Source organism: Candidatus Eremiobacterota bacterium (genome assembly GCA_031082125.1).
GTDB lineage: Bacteria > Vulcanimicrobiota > CADAWZ01 > CADAWZ01 > Ess09-12 > Ess09-12.
In genome coordinates this window covers 144,045-162,746 of record JAVHLM010000008.1, presented here as the reverse complement: position 1 = coordinate 162,746, position 18,702 = coordinate 144,045, and the positions used below count along the sequence as shown (strand labels likewise).

Genomic DNA, 18,702 nt, shown 5'->3' with positions numbered 1-18,702 from the left:
GCCTTTTTTCAGGGCTTCCCGAAGAAGCTGCTGATGTCGAAGTAAAGCTCCTCCTGCTGGCCGCAGGCCGTGCACTCCACCACGAGAAGATCGACCTTCTCCTCGGGGAAGAGGGCCTGCTGGGTGAAGCGGTACGCTCCTCCGCATTTTTTGCAGGAAAGGGTCTTGATATATTCCTTTTCATGACGGATGCTCTCTGCGGGCACGACCGTCACTTCCCTTTCATTGATGGTTCTTTTTTCTGCCATGGCTCACCTCTCGCTCCTGGAGGGATGGCCCACGGCAGAGAGGTAAATGACGCTCTCGCCGTCGCCGTCAACTCCAATAATTTTATTCATCTCGTCGTCATAGAAGGCCCCGATCTGGCAAGAGCCCAGGTCAAGGGCCACGGCGGCCAGGGCAAGGTTCCCGGCGATATGCCCTGCGTCCATATAGATATAGCGGTAGGCCCGCTCGCGGTATTTCCACTTGGAGCGGAAGAAGACGGCGGTCCATACGAAGGTGGCGGGAGCCTCGGCGCACATCTCCTGGCCAAGGGCCGCCCCGGCGATCTCCTGGCCTGTGCTCCTCTCTTCCCTTATCTCCTCGAGGAGATGCTCCTTTATGCGGTAATGGTAGATTCCCGGCGGGATGCCCTCGATGTTCACCGCCGCCAGGTAGGTCTCTATGGGATAAAGGGCTCCTGCCGAAGGCGCCGTGCGGAACTCATACCCCGCAGCGCCATGGGATATTCCTGTGGAAGCCCACAAGAGGTATGAGAGATCGCCTGCGGAGAGAGCCTCCGATGAAAATGAGCGGATGCTCCTGCGGGTGCTGAGAAGGTCATGGAGAGCGACACCTCCCTCTCTCTGAGGCTTCGGGAGCTCGTAAGTCTTTGCCCCCTGGTAAATCTTGTAAGACTCGGGCCTGCTTGACCAGTCAAGAAAGCCCCCCGCCATCTTCCGGGGGCTGTAGACAGTCTCTCTCTGGAACAGGTCACCCACTTTTTCTTCCATTGCGCGCTCCTCCCCCCATGTGGCTTCCTAGAACAGCATCATGACGCCGATTCCATAGGTGGTCTGGTTGTTTTTGGTGCCGTTGCAGAAGCCGTTCACGTTTGACCAGTCGTAGCGATACTCGGGCCTGATGATCATATTCTTGCCCACCTTGAACTGCGGGGTGATGGTGAACTCCTTGATGTTCTGAGTGGCGCCCGTCCTGGAGCCTCCGTTGTCGTTGAATGTCTCTCCCCTCACGGCGATGCTGAATTTGTCGGTGAACTCGTAGACGCCGATAAGGGAAAAGCCGTCCCACGTGGAGGTCGTTCCGTCGTCTGGCGTGTTCTGCTCGCTCCCGTAGTCATAATTGCACAGCAGCGAGAGCTTTTTCGAGAGCTTGAAAGCCCCCACCCAGTCGAAGAGGGTCCTCACGCTGTCGTTGTTGTCGGTCTGCTCGGGGCCCGTCATGGCGTTGAAATACATCGCCACCGATTCGGAGGGGTAGGCCTCGAGGGAGAAGCCCAGCGATTTCGCCGAGTTGTTGTCCAGGTAGTTGTCCCATCCCTGGACCACGAAAGCGTTGACCTTCAGGGCGTCGGAGAAGGGATAGGCCATCTTGATCCCCGTGTGGGTGATGGGCTGGGCATAGCAGCAGAGAAAGGAGCGGGAGAAGTTGGGATCCTTCCAGGCGATGTAGCTCTCGGCACCGAAATAGGTCTCCATCTTTCCCGCGCCGAAGAGGAGGCCTTTCCCCACCGGAAAGGTATAGTTGGCCCAGCATGAGGTGAGGTCGAAGCTGTCATCAGGAGCCCCCAGGCCCCTTGCATGGATGAGCTTTCCGTATTCCCCCGCCGTGAGCTTCACATCAAAGCCCAGGTTCTTCACCAGGGGATCCTTGATGATCCAGATCTGCGCCATGTCCAGGTCGATGGCATTGTCCTTGGCGTTGAAATAACGAAGGTCGCTCGTGCGGCCGAAGAGGTCCTCGGTGTTGTCAAACCAGCTCCCCTGGAGATAGAGATTGGTCTTGATTTTGCTCTGGGCGGGCGCCTCGGGCGCTTTTTCAGGCGGCTTTTCCTCCTGTCCCATGAGCATGCCTGTGAGTGAGAAAAAAAGCGCTGCGATGACGAGTAAATATTTCATAGGACCCCCGTTGTGCATAATGAACCACTGTTTTTCTCCCCCCTGGGATAAAATCCTTCAAAGCCTCAGGTAAGGATTCTGTCAATGGTCCCTCCTGAAGGGCTACAGCGGTGCGGGAGGCTCCACCGTGGGAAGGGTGAACCTGAAGACCGTGCCTTTGCCTATGGTGGAATCGAAGGATATCTTCTGGCCCCATCCCTCCAGGATCTTGCGCGCCATGGCAAGCCCCAGTCCCAGTCCTTCCACGTTGCCGGTGTAGATGCGCTCATACTGGTAAAAACCCGTGAATATGAGCTCATGGTTTTCCGGGGGGATGCCGGGGCCGTTGTCGCTTATGGCGACCTCGATCTTCTTCTTGGTGACGAGCCTCGCGGAGAGCTTCACAAGAGGCCGCTTCTTGTCATTGAACTTGATGGCATTGTCTATGAGGTGCCAGAAGATCATCTCCATCTGCAGGGGGTTGAAAAAGCAGGGAGGCAGGTGGGAGAGGTCCTGCAGCTTCAGGGTGAACTTCCTGAGGGCATAATTTTCTCTGATGCGGCCCTCAAAGTCCCTGAAGAACTCGCTGAGGCTGATATGCTTTCCCTCCATCATGAGCTCCTTGCGCGTGAGGGCGTTGAAGGCAATGAGCTTTTCGATGAGGGAATAGATTGTCGAGGCGCTCTCGAAGATCTTCTCCAGGAAGTTTTTCTGGTGCTCCGTGAGGTGCCCGAAGTTCTCGTCGTTCAGGAGCCTGAGCATCCCCGTGAGGACCGTTGCCGGTGTCCTGAGCTTATGGCTTATTGACGAGAGGAAAGCCTCCTTCTGTAGGTCCTCCCTGACTCTCTCGGTGACGTCGCGGAGGGTGATGACGATGCTGGAGGTGTTCCCCAGGGGATCCTTGAGGTACGTGGCCTTGCCCGAGAGGTAGAGGGCTTTCATCCTGTCTGTCTCGGGCCTCACCATGCGGAACTGCTCAATCTTCCGCTTCCCCTGCTCCACCTTCCTCCTGTCGAAGGAGAGCTTGAAGGACTCCGAAAGGTGCTCCAGGAGCCTGAAGCCTTTCGGGGGCTTTTTCCTGAGCCCGAGGAGCTTCCGTGCCTCGCTGTTGTATCTTGAGAGGGTGAGATCGGGCTCGAGGATGAGGATGGCGTCGGACATGCCGTCTATAACGGTGTCCAGCTTTCTCTTCTCATCGACGAGGGAGCGGTAAAAGTTGAGCTCCAGGAGCGAGTGGATCCGTTTCGCCACCTCTTCCTTGTCGGCAGGCTTGGTGATGTACTCGTCGGCGCCGCTCTCAATGGCGCGCATGCGGGCGCTCTTGCTCTTCTGCGCGGTGATCAGCATTATGGGGAGAGTCCTGGTGGCTCTCTCCGCCCTGAGGCGCCTGGTGAGCTCGAAGCCGTCGATGCCCGACGTCATGATCTCGGTGATGACCAGGTCGGGGTGGTGCTTCTGAACCTCCTCAAAGGCCTTCTCACCGCCGATTACTCCCTCGGCATGATAGCCAAGCTCGTTCAGGAAGCGCTTCATGAACTCAATGGTGCTGCGCTCCTCATCTACGACAAGAATCCTGCCTGAATATCTGCTCTTCACCGTCTGTTCCTCTCCGGCGGGCTCTCTGGCGTGCCTTTGTCTCTTCTCCGGCATGGCCTCTTATTCCTTTGGGCGGACCCCCTCTTCAGGGCTGCCATGGAAGGAATTTCATGGCTTTCGCGAAATAGTGAGGCAGGGGGGAGACCTGAAGAAAATAATCCCCCCGGGGGAGGATCCCATGGTGAAAGAGCTTGACTGCCGGGGCCTGAGCTGCCCCGGGCCCGTGGTGAGCACGAAAAAGGCCCTTGAGGAGATGGAGGAAGGCGCCCTCAGGGTTCTTGTTGACTCGAGCGCCGCCTTTGAGAACGTGAAACGCTTCGCCCAGACGTGGGGCTGCGCCGTGACAGGCACCACCCGTGAGAATGATTTCGTGATAGAGATAAGGAAAGAATCTTCAGGCCCCATTGAAAAAGTGCCGTTGAAAGCCTCTCTCAAGGTGACGGCCTACGTGAACTCCGATACCATAGGTGTGGGTCCCGAGGAGCTTGGACGGATTCTGATGCGGGCCTTCTTGAAAACCCTGCCCGAGGTGACGCCGGCAGTCACCGCCCTTGTCTTTCTGAACCGCGGAGTCCATTGCGCCGTTGAAGGATCGGCATTCCTTGAGACCCTCAGGGATCTGGAGTGCGCCGGCCTGGAGATCCACTCATGCGGCACCTGTCTTGACTATTTCGGCATGATGGACAAGGTGAAGGCGGGAAAAGTATCCAATATGTATGAGATCCTGCAGATCCTGGCAGGCTCCGACAGGGTGGTGCGTCCCTGACCATGCAGCATGTCTTGTATCTCGATAATGCCGCCACCTCTTTCCCCAAGCCTCCCGGCGTGCTGAAGGCAATGGAGGAGTGCCTCGCCCGCCATGGAGGAAACCCGGGACGGTCGGGCCACAGGCTCTCCCTAGAAGCGGGGAGAATCGTCTTCCGGGCCCGTGAAAAGGTGGCGCAGCTCTTGGGAGTAAGCGATTCGGCGAGAGTCATCTTCACCTCCAATGCCACCATGGCCATCAACATCACCCTTTTCGGCTTCCTGAGAGAAGGCGATCACGTCGTGACGACGTCCATGGAGCACAATGCCGTCATGAGGCCCCTGAGGCACCTGGAGAAGATCAGACACCTTAAGCTCACCATCGTGCAATGCACTCCAGAAGGGCGCCTTGAAGCCCGGCATGTCAAGGAGGCACTCACCGGCGAGACTCGCCTGATTGTCATGACCGGCGCTTCCAATGTGACCGGCACTCTTTTCCCTGTCGCTGAAGTGGCGGCCCTCAAGGGCAAAGTGCCTCTGCTGGTCGATGCGGCGCAGACTGCCGGCGCCGTTCCCCTTGCGCCCGAGCGGGACGGCATCGACATGGCAGCCTTCTCGGGCCATAAATCCCTCATGGGCCCCATGGGGACAGGGGTGCTCTATATGCGGCAGGGCATGGAGCTTGAGCCTCTTTTCTTCGGCGGCACGGGAAGCCTCTCGGAGAGCGAGGAGATGCCTGAGTTCCTCCCCGACAGGTTTGAGTGCGGCACCCTCAATGTCGTGGGACTTGCCGGCCTGGAGGCAGCCGCCGGGCATATCCTGGAGCATGGGGTAGAAGCCGTCGGCGCCCATGAGAGAAGCCTCATGGCGCACCTTATCGAAGGGCTTTCCTCCCTGGGCGGGGTTACGATCCATGGCACGGCTTCGCCCCGTGAATCCGTGGCAATAGTCTCCCTCACCATGGAAGGCCATGATCCTGCAGCTCTCGCCCATGCCCTCGACAGGCAGTTTTCCATCATGGTGCGGCCCGGCCTTCACTGCGCCCCCCTGGCGCACCGCACCATCGGGACCTTCCCGGCAGGGACCCTCAGGGTCTCACCTGGTTTCAGCACTTCCCATGAGGACATAGGAGCTTTCCTCTCTGCCCTCGGTGCCATAAAGGATTCGCGCCATGGATGAAGAAAAGTGTCTAGTCACATTCAGATCAATTCACCAGGTTATCAAGGCTGAGAGCCTCCTTGCCGGGCAGGGCATATGGTGCGACATGATCCCAAACCCGCGGTCAATTGTCACGGACTGCGGCATGTCCCTCATCTTTTTCTGCCGCGACCAGGAAGCCGCTTACAGAGCTCTCGCCGGGGGCACGGTTTCTCCCGCGGCGGCGTACAGAAAACAGGGAGACTCCTATAGCCTGATTCCGGAAGGAGCACAAGATGGGAACGACGATACGCCTCACTGAGCATGCCCATGCCGCGGGGTGAGCCTCCAAGATAGGTCCGGCGGACCTTGCCAACTTCCTCTGCGGCCTCCCCTTTAAAAAGGATCCCAACCTCATCGTGGGCATGGACGAGCCTGACGACGCGGGCGTCTATAAGCTGAGCGACGATATGGCCCTCATCCTCACGGTGGATTTTTTCACGCCCGTCGTCGATGATCCTTTCCTTTTCGGCCAGATAGCCGCAGCCAACTCCCTTTCCGATGTCTATGCCATGGGCGGGAAGCCCCTCACGGCCATGAACATTTTCTGTTTCCCCGCCAAAAAGATGGACCAGCTTATTGCCAGGGAGATCATAAGGGGAGGCCTCGAGAAGATCCAGGAAGCCGGCGCCGTCCTCGTGGGAGGTCATTCCGTGATGGACGACGAGATAAAATACGGGCTCTCCGTCACGGGCCTCATCCACCCCGACAGGGTCCTCACCAAGAACGGCGCCCGGGCCGGCGACTGCCTGGTCCTCACCAAGCCCCTGGGCACCGGCGTAATCTCCACGGCTCTCAAGGGGGGAATGGCCTCCGAAGAGGCTGTGGAAAAGATCACGCGCTCCATGGCGACCCTCAACAGGGATGCCCAGGAGGCGATGATGAAGGTGGGTGTGCACGCCTGCACCGACGTCACCGGCTTCGGCCTCGTGGGCCACCTTTACGAGTGCCTCCATTATTCGAAAAAGGGGGCGAGGATTTCGCTCTCATCGGTCCCCTGTGTGAAGGAAGCCCTCGAATATGCCGCCATGGGCCTCATGCCCGGGGGACTCCACAAGAACAGAGATTTTTACTCTCCCCATGCCACAATGGGAAAGGGCCTCGACGAGCACCTGGTGAGCCTTGTCTTTGATCCCCAGACTTCGGGCGGCCTGCTCATCTTTGTGCCCCGGGAGAAATGCGATGCCCTCAGGACAGAGCTCGCCGCAAAAGGCGTCGCGGAGGCAGCCTTTATCGGTGAGATCACCGAGGGCCCGCCGGGCCATATAGAGATTGTGCCGTAAGGAGGCTCCGTGGAGCAGCACCCAGAGCTTCTTGAGTTCCTGACCGGCCGCTCGAGGGACGGCCTGATCTCCCTTGCTGATGAAAGGGAGGCTGCGGGGGAGTTTCATCTGGGGCTCCGCGATATTGACGAGGCAGCTCTTACGACAGGTCTCATGCCCGCCCGTTATGCCCGCAACAGGAATACCATAGACACCTCGAGGCAGCTTGCTCTGCTCAGGGCCACTGTGGCTGTCGTGGGGTGCGGCGGCCTCGGGGGATATCTTGTCGAGGAGCTCGCGAGGGCAGGCGTGGGGACTCTTGTGGCCATCGACCCTGACGTCTTTACCGAGCACAACCTGAACAGGCAGCTCCTCTCGACCCTGGATCTGCTGGGCTCTCCCAAGGCTGCGGCGGCCGCGGCCCGGGTGGCGGCAATCAATCCCGCCGTGGAGGTCATCGCCCGCAGGGAGGCTTTGACTGCCGAAAATGGAGGGACTCTGCTGGAAAGAGCCCATGTGGCGGCCGACGGCCTCGACAGCATCCCCGCCAGGATCACCCTTGCCGACACCTGCATTGAAAAGGGGATTCCCCTTGTCCATGGCGCCATCGGTGGATGGTACGGCCAGGTCCTTACGCAGTATCCCCCGAGGAACCTCATCAGGGAGCTTTACGGCCCGACGGGCCGCACCCACGGCATTGAAAAGAGCCTGGGGAACCCCTCGTTCACCCCCGCCGTCATCGCCTCGCTCCAGTCTGCCGAGATATGCAGGATCATCACCGGCGAAGGTCCTGCCCTCAAAGAGAGAATGCTCGTCATAGATCTGAGGGCCATGGAGTTCTCATCGGTGTCCTTTTAGCGGCCATGGTGAGATTCCGGGCTTCTCTCAGGCCCCCGTCTCGTCCAGGAGGCCCTCAAAGAGCACCGTGGACAGGTACCGCTCTCCCGAGTCGGGGAGGATGACGACAATGGTTTTCCCTTCCATGGCCTCTTCGGAGGCGAGGCGTGCTGCCGCTGCCATTGCGGCGCCGCATGAGATCCCTGAGAGGATTCCCTCCTCCCGCGCCAGGCGCCTGCCGAACTCTATGGCCTCCTCGTTGGTGACCTGCTCAACCCTGTCCACCATCGAAAGGTCAAGGATGTCGGGCACAAAGCCCGCGCCGATTCCCTGGATCTTGTGGGGCGACGGCTTCAGCGGCTCGCCGCGGAGGGTCTGGGTGAGAACGGGCGAGAGGGCCGGCTCGACGGCCACGGAGAGGATCTTTTTCCCTCTGTCGAGCTTGAGATGGCGAGATATTCCCGTAATGGTGCCGCCAGTGCCCACGCCTGCCACGAGGACATCGACGGCGCCCCCCGTGTCCTCCCAGATCTCGGGACCCGTGGTGAGGCGGTGGATCTCGGGATTGGCGGGATTTTTGAACTGCTGGAGGAGGACAAAATGCCCCGGGTCGCCGGCGGCAAGCTCCTCGGCCTTTGCGATTGCGCCTTTCATGCCGAGGGCTCCCTCGGTGAGGATGAGCTTTGCGCCGAAGGCCTTGAGGACCTTCCTGCGCTCGATGCTCATGGTTTCAGGCATGGTGAGGGTGATGGGGTAACCCCGCGATGCCGCCACGAAGGCCAGGGCAATCCCCGTGTTCCCGCTCGTGGGCTCGATGAGCTCCTTGCCCGCGGTAAGGAGCCCCTTCTTCTCGGCGTCCCAGATCATAGAGGCGCCTATGCGGCATTTTACGGAGTAGGCGGGGTTCCTCCCCTCGATCTTGGCGAGGACCGTTGCTTTGTTACCGGGAACGATGCGGTTTATCCTCACAAGGGGTGTTCTCCCGATGGTCATGGAGTTGTCATTGAAAAAGCCCATGAGGGTGCCTCCTTTTCAGGGAATTGTATGCCATGAGTCTTCTATGGCAGGGGCCTGGAGACCTGCAGCCTTTTCCGCGCCGGGCCGGGAGAAGACCTCCAGGGGCGCAAGGAGCCTCTCATAGAGCGATACGGCCCTGCTCCTGTCCCGGGTGCCCTCGATGAGAACCCTCCCCGAGGGAAAGACTACCATGTCGAGCCCGTCAGTCCTGAGCCGAAGCATCGTCCCCTCCATGGTAACTTTTCCCTTTGACGAGAGCTCTTTTCCGAGGATCGCCGTGTCTATCACCGTGTCGCGGGGGAAGGCGATCTCGATGGTGTTCTGCCCGCAGAGCTTCGTGGTGCAGAAGTGCTCCTGGATCCTCACTGAGCCTGATTCAAAGCCTGCCTTGTCGAACTCCTCGCGCTCCCTGATGATCCGGTGGGCGATCTGCTGGCGGTCAATGCGGAGCTTCATTGCTTTTTCAAGAGGGAGATTGAATTTTTTGATGACGCCCGAGAGAAGGGGAAGCCTGGAGAGGAACGACGTGAAGAAGAAGGTGTGAAAGGCCATGAGGCAGAAGGGCTGCTGGAAGAGGCAGCAGGAGATATTCAGGTTTTCCAGGAATGCGGGCCCCACGGTGAAGCCCTGCTTCACCAGCTCGTCGCGCCTTCCGAGCCTTCCTCCCGATTTTGCATACACAGGGCTGAAATATGAGATGCCGTACGTGCCATAGAATTCTTTGCTTATCCTCAGGTATTCGGGCCGCTCCAGGAAGAGCCTGCCCTGGTCGATGTTGGTGCCGTCGCAGACATGCCTGATGCCGTGGGAGCGGGAATAAATGATGGCCATGGTCTCCATGGAGAGGCGGCAGCAGAGATCAAAGACCAGCGTCGAGCCATACCGGGTGATGAGCTCTCTGAGGGGCGAGCGGATCTGGTGAAAGATCTCGGTGACGTAGATGATCTCGTGGGAGACGCGGTCGGCGCCGTAGCGGGCGATCAGCTCATCGGCATGGATCTTTGAGCGGTCAACCCTCACACATATTCCGTTGCAGAACGTCACAAGGTACAGGCGATCACACTCGTTGCTCTCCAGGATCCTCGATGCGGCCAGGGTGGTGTCGGTGCCTCCGGAGAACATCATCAGGAGCTTCTCCACTCTCTCAGCCACGGACTTTCTCCTTTCGAAGGTACGAGAGGGCCCCCACCAGGAAAGAGCCCCTCCCGGGCTTCAGCTTTTTCAGGACTTTTCTCAGGACCCCGAGGGTGTAGTCAATATCCTCTTCAGAAGTGCCGCTTCCCAGAGAGAAGCGGATGATGCTCCGCGCCGCCTCTTTTGAGAGACCCATGGCCGAAAGCACGTGCGAAGGGTTTTCCGAGTCTGCCGTGCAGGCCGCTCCCGATGATACCGCAATCCCCTCATCGTCGAGGCATGCGATGAGGACCTTGTTGTCGTATCCCGGGAAGGCCGCCGAAAGGGTGTTGGAGAGCCTCCCCTCTCTTTCGGTAATGATGATTCCGCCGAAATTCCCGTCAAGAATCCCCTCTTCGAGCTCGTCCCTCATGGCCTCCATGTAGCCAGAGTTCTCGCTCTGCGAGGTAAGTGCAAGGCGCGCCGCCTCCCCGAGGCCCACGATGCCGGGCACATTGTAAGTCCCGGCCCGCTTCCCCTCCTCCTGGGCGCCGCCGAAGACTATGGGCTCAAGGGGCGTTCCCTTCTTCACGTAAAGGGCGCCCGCACCCTTGGGGCCATGGATCTTGTGGGCCGACAGGGAGAGGAGGTCCACACCCAGGGCTTTCACGTCTATGGCAAGCTTCCCTGCCGTCTGCACGGCATCGGTGTGAAAGAGCACTCCTCTTTTTCCCGCAATGGCGGCGAGCTCCTCAACAGGCTGAATGGCGCCTGTCTCGTTGTTGGCATGCATGATGCTCACGAGGATAGTGCCGCTGTTGAGGGCTTTTTCAAGATCTTCAATGTTCACGCGGCAGTGCCTGTCAACGGGAAGGATGGTGGCGGTGAATCCTTCTTTCACCAGGTGCCCGGCGCAGTGAAGGACTGCATGGTGCTCTATGGCGCTTGTGATGATGTGGGTTCCCTTCGCGCGGAGTGCCCTTGCGGCGCCGGTGAGGGCAAGGTTATCCGATTCCGTGCCGCCGCTTGTGAAGAATACTTCATCGGGCGAAGCGCCTATCAGGCGCGCCACGTGCTCCCTGGCCTCCTCGACGGCTTTTCTCGCTTTTCTGCCGGGGCCGTGGGTGCTCGAGGCGTTGCCGAAGTGCTCCCCGAAGAAGGGCAGCATCTTCTCCAGGACCCCGCGGTGAAGGGGAGTGGTGGCATTGTGGTCAAGGTATGCCTGTCTCATTGTGTGCTGAGTCCTTATTCCAGGATTCGTGCTGAAACCTTATTCCACAGGGATGATAAATGTCCAGTAAATCTATAGATATTATAGCATTTTAGGGCGCCCGGTGCAAGGGGGAATTATGACCAGGAGGGCCTGGTTATTTCACTGCCTTTGCTGCTGTTGGAACTGCTTCACCAGGGGATGGTTCAGCACGTCGGGATCGGTGCACTGCACCTCGGGAATCTTTGCCGGTGCGAGGCCTTTTACTGAGTCATAAGCGGGAAGATTGGGACCCAGGCCGATCACTTGATGATAAGTGCCGCCGCAGCAATATGAAAAGCCCCTGCCTCCCTGGGTGACCTTGTAGGTAGCGCTGTAGGTGTCCTTCCAGCAGGCCCAGCATTGCGGCATCCTGGTCAGGTAGCGGGGAACAAGGGCCTCAAGACCCGCCGGGTATTTCCCGCCATGGTCACTCTGATACATATCAAGGGCCGTGGAAAGGCTTTTGAGGTTTGAAAGGCAGGCCTTGGCCTGCGCCTGGGCCTTCTGCTGCAGGAAATAGGCCTCGACCTTCTCAAGGGTCTGCCTGTCAGTGGGCGATGCCTGGGAATAAAGGCATGGTCCTTTTTGCTCCGACGCCTGGAGGTTTCCCGCACTAAGGACGACCAGGCAGCAGGCAGTGACAAGTGCTGCACTCACCAATGTTTTCATGGCACCAGTCCTTCTTTTTCTTGGATAGGAATCACTTCAACATCCCCGGGTGATATCCTGTTATGGTCAGGGTTTCTTCCCGCACCGGATGCCTGCAGAAGTAAGGTTTTCACTGGTCCTGGCGGTTCACCGCCGGCGCGATAGGAATTGTCTTTACCATAGCGAATCACCAGAGGGGGGGTATCAATGAGCCGCATATTTCCCGACAAGCTTTCAGCTAAAACCCGGTCAGAATCAAAGAGCAAGGCGGAGATACGCCTCTATGACGAGTGTGCCAGGCAGCTCGGCGACTCCTGGACGGTCTTCTACCATATCGCGTGGCTCGGCCTCGGGAGAGAATGCCAGCCCTACGACGGCGAGACCGATTTCATCGCGGCCCACCCTGAGTTCGGCGTGCTCCTCATAGAGGTGAAAGGCGGCAAAATCCGGTATGAGGGAAAAAGCCGGCAGTGGGTCTCCATCGACTTTCACGGAAATGAGCATGAAATCGACGATCCTTTCAAGCAGGTCACGAGGAGCAAGTATGCGCTTCTTGAGAAAATCAAGTCCCTGAGGGCCTGGAAGGACACCTTCGTGGAGCTTTACCACGCCGTTGCTTTCCCCGAGGTGAAGAAGCCCTCGTACGACATCACTCCCGACTCACCCCCCGACATCATAATAGACTGCGAGGATATGCAGCACCTCCCGCGTCGCCTGGAAGAGATTTTCTCCTTCTGGAGGAGGAAGCGCTCCGCCAGAAGCAGCGATTACAAGGCTCTTATCAGCACCCTGGAATGGATGCTCGCCAAGACCGTGACGCTGGAAAACCCTCTCAGGCTTACGGCCGACGAAGAGGAGCGCGAGATTGTCCACCTCACGGAGCAGCAGTTCAGGCTCCTGGATTTCCTGAGCCGCAACAGGAAGGCCGCAATCGGGGGATGCGCCGGCTCGGGGAAGAGCTTCATGGCGCTGGAGAAAGCAAAGCGCCTCGCACAGGAAGGCTTCAGGACCCTGCTCACCTGCTATAACAGGCCCCTGTCGGAGTTCCTGCAGCGCCTTGTGACGGACATCCCAGGGCTCACCGCGGCCAATTTTCACCGGCTCTGCTTTGACATGGCCACCGCGGCGGGCATCCCCCTCGAGCAGCAGCAGGGCAGGGAGTTCTTTGAAAAGAAGCTCCCCGAGGTGCTCCTCGATGCAATGAACAGAGAGCCCCGCCTCCTCTTCGACGCCATAATCGTCGATGAAGGCCAGGATTTTCATGAGCTGTGGTGGACGGCCCTGGAAGGTGCCCTCGCAAGCGCCGACACCGGCGTGTTCTACGTCTTCTATGACGATAACCAGCGTATTTACAGGAATGAGCTGCAGCTCCCCTTCACCGGCATGACCTTTTCACTCAATGAGAATATCCGCAATACAAAAGCGATCTCACAGGTGATCTCCCGGTTCTATTCATCGCCGGCTCCCTTCACCCCCCGCGGCCCCTCGGGGCGCTCCGTCGAGATGATACCCTGCAGAGATAAAAGGAAGATGATCTCCCAGATGGGAAAGCTGCTCCACCGCCTCATCACCGTGGAAGGCTTTTCGCCAGGAGATATCACGGTGCTCTCCATGCGGAGCGTCGAGAAGGAGAACAGCTCAGGCTTTGTTGAGGGAGAAACCTGCGGGAACTTCGTGCTGAGGAAAGCTCCTTCGACGCCGACAGAGGTCCAGCTCTCCACCGTCCATTCATTTAAAGGCCTGGAAAACAGGGTGGTTATACTCACAGAGCTGAACAGCCACACGATCAAGGATGTCTCGCTCGTTTACGTGGCCCTCTCGCGCCCCAGGAACCACCTCATCGTCATGGGCGACGAGGAGGCCCTCGCCGCGCTCTCCCCGACGCACTGACACACTGCTGTCACTCTCATATGCGAAGCTTTCCTTAAGGACCGCTTTATGCCAGGCAGGGGATTGGAAGACTGCTTCATCTTTGGTGAGGTCTGAAGCCTTTAAACAGATAGATTACTGAAAGAGGAAAGGCAAGCTCTTCTGTAAAACATGCTCATAAACACTACATACTCCTATTTTATTCCTGCCCTTGAACTGAGCTTTAATCTGTCTGCCATTGGAGGCATCAAGGTGCTTACACCGGGCGAGATCCTGAACCATGAGTTCCTGGTTGAGAAAGTCCTGAAAAGAGGCGGAATGAGCGTTGTCTACCTTGGAAAGCAGGGGAGCCTCAGAAGAGACGTCGTCATCAAGATGCTCTCACCCCAGGGCACGGCGCTCTCCCCCGGGGAGATGGAAAGCCTTTTCGAAAAGGAAGCCAATATGCTGGCCTCCCTGAACCACCAGCAGATCCCCCGCGTCTACTCCTATTTCCGCCATAACTCCTCATATTGCCTTGTGATGGAGTATATCCCGGGTGAAACGCTTGCGGATCGCCTCTCGAAAAAAAAGCTCCCTCTTCCCGTGGAGGAAGTGCTTGAACTGGGGTGTGAGCTTTGCGAAGTCCTGTGGTACCTCCACTCCAGGAGCCCCCAGATTGTCTTCAGAGACCTGAAGCCTGAGAATATCATTCTGCAGGGAAAGACGCCCTATCTCATAGATTTCGGCATAGCGAGAGCCTTTGATTTCAAGCGTGCCCGCGACACGCACTGCCTTGGAACTGAAGGCTATGCTCCCCCCGAGCAGTATAAGGGAGAGTCGGATCACAGGTCAGACATCTATGCGCTGGGAAGGCTTCTGTTTCTTCTTGTCACGGGCCAGGCCCCGGAAAAATTCCCTGGCCATAAACCTCTGGAGTCTCTTTCGCGCTATAACAGCTCACTGCCTAAAGAGTTCGAAAGCATAATCGTAAAATGCGCCCAGCCCGACCGCAGCCTTCGCTATCAGACGGTCATGAGCCTCAGGAATGACCTGGAGAAGATGTACCTCATCAAGACTACCTATGAAAAATGCAATTCCTGCGGTACCCCCCTGCTTGAAGGCCACTCTCTCTGCTCGTGCTGCGGAGCCATGAAGCCCCTTGAATCATCAGGCCCGCCTCAGAAGCCTTCAAAGCTTTCAATAAAAGAAGACCCCGTCATTTCTCAGAAGGTAAGCCAGAAAAGTCCCGGACTCTTTTCCTATGGCGCCAGTTACTACCTGGCCGAGTTTTTCGGACGGACCCTCGGGTTCGACAGCCTTATCACCATAGAGCACAATAAAGTCGAGGAGATGCCCCATCAGCTCAAGGTCATAAAGAGAGTTCTAAAAACTATGCGCGGCCGGGCTTTGCTTGCCGACGAAGTGGGACTCGGCAAGACCATCGAGGCGGGCCTCATCATGGAAGAACTGAGAGCCCGAGGCCTGGTGAGAAGAGTGCTCATCATCGTGCCCTCCCACCTGACCGACCAATGGAGAGAGGAGATGAGGGACAAGTTTGAAAGGGATTTCTTTGTATACAAATCAGGGGAGTACTCTCCGGAGATACTTTTCAGGGAGAAGTCCATTATTATCCCTATTGACACTGCGGCAAGAAATGAAGAGGTGAAGGCCAGTCTCCTCAAGCAGGACTGGGACATGATTATCGTGGACGAGGCCCATTTCGCGAAGAACCGCACGACGAAGCGCTGGAAAATGCTGCATTCCCTGAGGAAGCACTATATTCTCCTTCTCACCGCCACGCCGCTTCACAATGACCTTCTGGAGCTCTTCAACCTCATCACGCTCCTGAGGCCTGGGCACCTCAGAGATGAAAGGGATTTCGTCGCCCGCTACGTTGATAAAAAGGACCGCAGGAGGCCCAGGAATGTTGACCAGCTCAAGGAGCTCCTCTCCGAGGTGATGGTAAGAACGAGAAGAGCGTCGGCGCTTGTGAAATTTCCCCAGAGAGAAGCTCAGACATTAAAAGTGGAGCCTTCAAGCGAAGAGCTCTCCCTCTACCAGGAGGCGACTGCTTTCATCAGGAGCCTCTCCGCAAGGCAGAAGATTATGCGCAAGCTTGCCCTCATGATGCTTCAGCAGCGCCTTACCAGCAGCCCCATGGCCATTGCCGAGAGCATCGGGAACCTTCTGCAGAGCGAGAACTGGAATTTTACCGGGAGCGAGTGTGAAATGCTCTCGCGCTTTCAAATGAAAGCAAGAGCCATCACAAGGCCTTCAAAGGCGTCAAGGCTCCTCAGCCTCATCACTACTCTCAATGAAAAAGTGGTGCTTTTCACTGACCACGTTCCCACGCAGGAGTATCTAAGGAGGTTCCTGGCTGAGAACAGAATACCATGCTCGCTTTACAGAGGCACCAACCAGGAGAAACTGACGGCGCTGAGAGAGTTTGCGGAGCCTTCACAGGTGCTCATTGTGTCGAAGGCCGGCAGCGAAGGTCTCAACCTTCATCATTTCAGCCGGTCAGTGGTCAATTATGATCTCCCGTGGAACCCCATGCGCCTTGAGCAGAGGATCGGGAGGCTCCAGAGAATAGGGCAGAAAAAGAAGGTGCTGGTCTTCAACCTGTCACTCCGGGGCACCATAGAGGACGTGATACTGGAGATCCTGGAAAAGAAGGTGAAGCTCTTCGAGCTTGCCATAGGGCAGATAGACCTTATCCTGGGCCTCTCTTTCGAGGACAAGAATTTTGACGATCTCATCTGGAATATCCTCATTGAATCAAAGGGCGAGGCTGAGGTGAGGGAGACCTTATACCGCAAGCTTGGCGATAAACTGGAACAGGGAGGGAGAATGGCAGGCGAGATCAATGCGAGCAATGTCTTTCTCCCTCACCTTGATGATGACTGATGCTCTTTGAAAAAGAAACTCTCAAGAATTTCCTCGGCGAGTTCTTCAGGCTCCACAATGCTGCGGTGCAGTATAGCCCCGGAGGTGACGACCTGTGGACGGTGAGCCTTCCTGCAGACCTCTCGAAGTTCTTTGAAAACAGCTCCCAGCTCAGGCTTTGCTTCAACAGGGAGCTTCTTCCCTTTCATGCCGATTATGCTTTCATCACCCTCGGCTCCCCTGTGCTTACCTCCGTGAGGGAGGCTTATAACGATACACGCCATTATTCCTGCGGCTATTTGAACATTTCAGCCTCTGATCTGGCGAAGTACAAAGGAGTCCCTGGTGGCCTTGCCTTTGCGGCATGTCAGGGCACCTTGGCAGAATCAAGACTATTCTACCGCTGCCTTACGCGGTTCAACTTCAAGCTTTCCATCACCACCGACGAGAAGAAAGAAGAGCTCTTCCCGGTGCTGGTGGATTCTTCGTCGGGCAAGATGGTAAACCCCCTCCTCCTCAAGCTCAAGGATGCAGGGATTGCCGACAGCCCTCCTCTTGATGGGAAAGTCCTGCCGGGGAAGCCCTTTGAGGAGCTTAAGAAGAAAGCTTACCAGATCGCTGAAATAAAGGTTCAACCCCTTATGACCGCCCTGGAGTCGGAATTCACAAAGATAAGCAGCGATGAGCTGCTCACTGCCGAGGAGTTTTACCGAAGGGACTATGCAACAGCCCTCAAGGATAAGACCCTCACCCCCCAGGAGTTCGAAAAAAACAAGAACAAGTCATTGGAAGAGATAAAAAAGCGCTACGAGGTCTCCTTCGAGCTCTCCCTCATAAGCGTGACGACCTATTGTGTTCCCTTGCTGAGGAATATACTGGAAGTGTCAAAAAATGGGAAGAAGTTCCCTTTTGTCATAGAGTATGATTTCTTCCTGGAGAGATACGAGGACATTCTCTGCCCCAAATGCGGCGCGTCTCTCCGTGAGTTCCATCTCTGCGAGAGTCATGGGGTTCATTGCAGAAGTGACATCTGGAAATGCGGGGCCTGCAGCAAGGAAAAATGCAGCACCTGCTTCCATTTGGAATGCGCCGTGCCCTCATGCAGGAAGATTATCTGCGATGAGTGCCTGGCAGAATGCCCTGCATGCGGTAAGAGAGGCTGTAAAACCCACAGAGCAATATGTTCCGCCTGCGGTAAGGAAGGCTGTGCGCTCTGCACCAAGACTTGCAGGGAATGCGGCATGCTTTTCTGCACTGTCCATAACACGCAGTGCAGCACATGCGGCGAATACCTCTGCGAAACTGACAGAGAAATGTGTGCGGAGTGCGGGAAATACTCATGCCACGATCATTTCCTTCAGTGCTCCGTCTGCGGTAAAAGAAGCTGCCCGTGCTCTTCGACAAAATATATGACATGCCACAAGGATGGTAAAGTCCTCTGTCTGAGCCACTCCTGTACCTGCGCCACCTGCAGGAAGCCCTCCTGCAGCGAGCATCTTAAACCCTGCCCGGAATGCAGGACGCTTAATTGTATTGAGCATTATGTTGCATGCGCTCTCTGTGGCAGGGAGTACTGCGGCCCATGCGCGGCATCGCAGTTGAAAGAATGTCAAAGAGACTCAAAGAAAATCTGCCCCGCCTGCGCAGTGATCTGTAACAGGTGCAACAAACCGGTCTGCGGGGCCCATGCCAAGAAATGCCCCGAATGTATGGCTGAATCATGCACTGATCATTTCGTCGCCTGCAGCGGATGCGGGAAAGAGCTCTGCAGCCTCTGCCAATATTTCTGTCATGTCTGCAATAAGACTTTTTGCAGCGATGACGTGAAAAGCTGCCCCTCCTGCGGAAAGCCAGCATGTGCGAGTCATTATTCATTGTGTGAGTCCTGCGGGATGAAGGTGTGCACCTCATGCATTGACGGCAAAAAGTCCGAGTGCGCGGTATGCCGTTCGCTGAAAAAGATTGATAAGAATCTTGACCCGATACAAAGCGTCATTCGCCTGAATAGCAGTGCTTTCCCCGAAATGAAGGGCTTCAGCCAGTGGTACCATGGCCGGGGAAATGATTTTTTCGTGCTGAGGGGGGCCGGTCTTACCTCCTGCCTACAGTATGGTATCGATCCAGTATCGCTTGAAGTGCTGAGCTCAAGGAAAAGAGGGCTTGTGGACAGACTCAGGGGAGTGTTGGGAGTGTGAAGGGG

General features: G+C 57.1%; 16 protein-coding genes. 8 read left to right on the top strand and 8 right to left on the bottom strand.

Annotation, left to right across the window (positions count from 1 at the left end; translation table 11 throughout):
- Positions 1-8: 8 nt before the first annotated feature.
- The 4 genes from RDV48_11375 to RDV48_11360 all read right to left on the bottom strand — a co-directional run bounded on the left by RDV48_11375 (position 9) and on the right by RDV48_11360 (position 3,749).
- The gene (locus RDV48_11375; protein MDQ7823387.1) at positions 9-248 is read right to left on the bottom strand and encodes a hypothetical protein; all 240 of its coding nucleotides are present in this window, start codon (positions 246-248) and stop codon (positions 9-11) included.
- Positions 249-251: 3 nt separating this feature from the next.
- The gene (locus RDV48_11370) at positions 252-995 is read right to left on the bottom strand and encodes a SagB/ThcOx family dehydrogenase (GenBank protein ID MDQ7823386.1); all 744 of its coding nucleotides are present in this window, start codon (positions 993-995) and stop codon (positions 252-254) included.
- A gap of 27 nt (positions 996-1,022) precedes the next feature.
- Positions 1,023-2,120, bottom strand: a complete 1,098-nt coding sequence (locus RDV48_11365) for a carbohydrate porin (protein MDQ7823385.1) — start codon at positions 2,118-2,120, stop codon at positions 1,023-1,025.
- 102 nt (positions 2,121-2,222) lie between these two features.
- Entirely contained in the window at positions 2,223-3,749 is a 1,527-nt protein-coding gene (locus tag RDV48_11360) for a response regulator (GenBank protein MDQ7823384.1), read from the bottom strand.
- A gap of 124 nt (positions 3,750-3,873) precedes the next feature.
- On the opposite strand from RDV48_11360, the gene yedF reads away from it, so the two are divergent.
- The 5 genes from yedF to RDV48_11335 are packed head-to-tail and all read left to right on the top strand — an operon-like array spanning position 3,874 to position 7,756.
- On the top strand, positions 3,874-4,461 hold the full coding sequence (gene yedF, locus RDV48_11355) for a sulfurtransferase-like selenium metabolism protein YedF (GenBank protein MDQ7823383.1): 588 nt from the start codon (positions 3,874-3,876) through the stop codon (positions 4,459-4,461).
- A gap of 2 nt (positions 4,462-4,463) precedes the next feature.
- Positions 4,464-5,618, top strand: a complete 1,155-nt coding sequence (locus RDV48_11350) for an aminotransferase class V-fold PLP-dependent enzyme (GenBank protein MDQ7823382.1) — start codon at positions 4,464-4,466, stop codon at positions 5,616-5,618.
- On the top strand, positions 5,611-5,898 hold the full coding sequence (locus RDV48_11345) for a DUF3343 domain-containing protein (GenBank protein MDQ7823381.1): 288 nt from the start codon (positions 5,611-5,613) through the stop codon (positions 5,896-5,898). The genes RDV48_11350 and RDV48_11345 overlap by 8 nt, the downstream gene beginning before the upstream one ends.
- Positions 5,873-6,919, top strand: a complete 1,047-nt coding sequence (gene selD, locus RDV48_11340; GenBank protein ID MDQ7823380.1) for a selenide, water dikinase SelD — start codon at positions 5,873-5,875, stop codon at positions 6,917-6,919. The genes RDV48_11345 and selD overlap by 26 nt, the downstream gene beginning before the upstream one ends.
- A 9-nt stretch (positions 6,920-6,928) precedes the next feature.
- The gene (locus RDV48_11335; GenBank protein ID MDQ7823379.1) at positions 6,929-7,756 is read left to right on the top strand and encodes a HesA/MoeB/ThiF family protein; all 828 of its coding nucleotides are present in this window, start codon (positions 6,929-6,931) and stop codon (positions 7,754-7,756) included.
- A 27-nt stretch (positions 7,757-7,783) separates the two neighbouring features.
- Here the strand turns inward: RDV48_11335 and cysK are convergent, their stop codons facing one another.
- The 4 genes from cysK to RDV48_11315 all read right to left on the bottom strand — a co-directional run bounded on the left by cysK (position 7,784) and on the right by RDV48_11315 (position 11,786).
- Positions 7,784-8,752 carry a cysteine synthase A gene (cysK, locus tag RDV48_11330; GenBank protein MDQ7823378.1) on the bottom strand — a complete coding sequence of 323 codons (969 nt, stop codon included), beginning with the start codon at positions 8,750-8,752 and terminating at the stop codon, positions 7,784-7,786.
- A 15-nt stretch (positions 8,753-8,767) separates the two neighbouring features.
- Positions 8,768-9,904 (bottom strand): hypothetical protein, encoded by a 1,137-nt coding sequence (locus RDV48_11325; protein MDQ7823377.1) that lies wholly within the window; start codon positions 9,902-9,904, stop codon positions 8,768-8,770.
- Positions 9,897-11,096 carry a cysteine desulfurase family protein gene (locus tag RDV48_11320; protein MDQ7823376.1) on the bottom strand — a complete coding sequence of 400 codons (1,200 nt, stop codon included), beginning with the start codon at positions 11,094-11,096 and terminating at the stop codon, positions 9,897-9,899. Before RDV48_11320 ends, RDV48_11325 begins: the two co-directional genes overlap by 8 nt.
- 141 nt (positions 11,097-11,237) lie before the next feature.
- The gene (locus tag RDV48_11315) at positions 11,238-11,786 is read right to left on the bottom strand and encodes a type II secretion system protein GspG (GenBank protein MDQ7823375.1); all 549 of its coding nucleotides are present in this window, start codon (positions 11,784-11,786) and stop codon (positions 11,238-11,240) included.
- A 186-nt stretch (positions 11,787-11,972) separates the two neighbouring features.
- Here RDV48_11315 and RDV48_11310 point away from each other — a divergent pair, with 186 nt between their 5' ends.
- The 3 genes from RDV48_11310 to RDV48_11300 all read left to right on the top strand — a co-directional run bounded on the left by RDV48_11310 (position 11,973) and on the right by RDV48_11300 (position 18,697).
- On the top strand, positions 11,973-13,655 hold the full coding sequence (locus tag RDV48_11310; GenBank protein MDQ7823374.1) for an NERD domain-containing protein: 1,683 nt from the start codon (positions 11,973-11,975) through the stop codon (positions 13,653-13,655).
- A 150-nt stretch (positions 13,656-13,805) separates the two neighbouring features.
- Positions 13,806-16,523 carry an SNF2-related protein gene (locus RDV48_11305; GenBank protein ID MDQ7823373.1) on the top strand — a complete coding sequence of 906 codons (2,718 nt, stop codon included), beginning with the start codon at positions 13,806-13,808 and terminating at the stop codon, positions 16,521-16,523.
- On the top strand, positions 16,523-18,697 hold the full coding sequence (locus RDV48_11300; GenBank protein ID MDQ7823372.1) for a hypothetical protein: 2,175 nt from the start codon (positions 16,523-16,525) through the stop codon (positions 18,695-18,697). The genes RDV48_11305 and RDV48_11300 overlap by 1 nt, the downstream gene beginning before the upstream one ends.
- The last annotated feature ends 5 nt before the right edge of the window (positions 18,698-18,702 follow it).

Coding starts and splice junctions, on each gene's coding strand:
- RDV48_11320 (MDQ7823376.1), bottom strand. CDS start 11,096: ATGAGACAGGCATACCTTGACCACAATGCCACCACTCCCCTTCACCGC.
- RDV48_11310 (MDQ7823374.1), top strand. CDS start 11,973: ATGAGCCGCATATTTCCCGACAAGCTTTCAGCTAAAACCCGGTCAGAA.
- RDV48_11315 (MDQ7823375.1), bottom strand. CDS start 11,786: ATGAAAACATTGGTGAGTGCAGCACTTGTCACTGCCTGCTGCCTGGTC.
- cysK (MDQ7823378.1), bottom strand. CDS start 8,752: ATGGGCTTTTTCAATGACAACTCCATGACCATCGGGAGAACACCCCTT.
- RDV48_11300 (MDQ7823372.1), top strand. CDS start 16,523: ATGCTCTTTGAAAAAGAAACTCTCAAGAATTTCCTCGGCGAGTTCTTC.
- yedF (MDQ7823383.1), top strand. CDS start 3,874: ATGGTGAAAGAGCTTGACTGCCGGGGCCTGAGCTGCCCCGGGCCCGTG.
- RDV48_11305 (MDQ7823373.1), top strand. CDS start 13,806: ATGCTCATAAACACTACATACTCCTATTTTATTCCTGCCCTTGAACTG.
- RDV48_11370 (MDQ7823386.1), bottom strand. CDS start 995: ATGGAAGAAAAAGTGGGTGACCTGTTCCAGAGAGAGACTGTCTACAGC.
- RDV48_11365 (MDQ7823385.1), bottom strand. CDS start 2,120: ATGAAATATTTACTCGTCATCGCAGCGCTTTTTTTCTCACTCACAGGC.
- RDV48_11350 (MDQ7823382.1), top strand. CDS start 4,464: ATGCAGCATGTCTTGTATCTCGATAATGCCGCCACCTCTTTCCCCAAG.
- RDV48_11375 (MDQ7823387.1), bottom strand. CDS start 248: ATGGCAGAAAAAAGAACCATCAATGAAAGGGAAGTGACGGTCGTGCCC.
- RDV48_11360 (MDQ7823384.1), bottom strand. CDS start 3,749: ATGCCGGAGAAGAGACAAAGGCACGCCAGAGAGCCCGCCGGAGAGGAA.
- RDV48_11345 (MDQ7823381.1), top strand. CDS start 5,611: ATGGATGAAGAAAAGTGTCTAGTCACATTCAGATCAATTCACCAGGTT.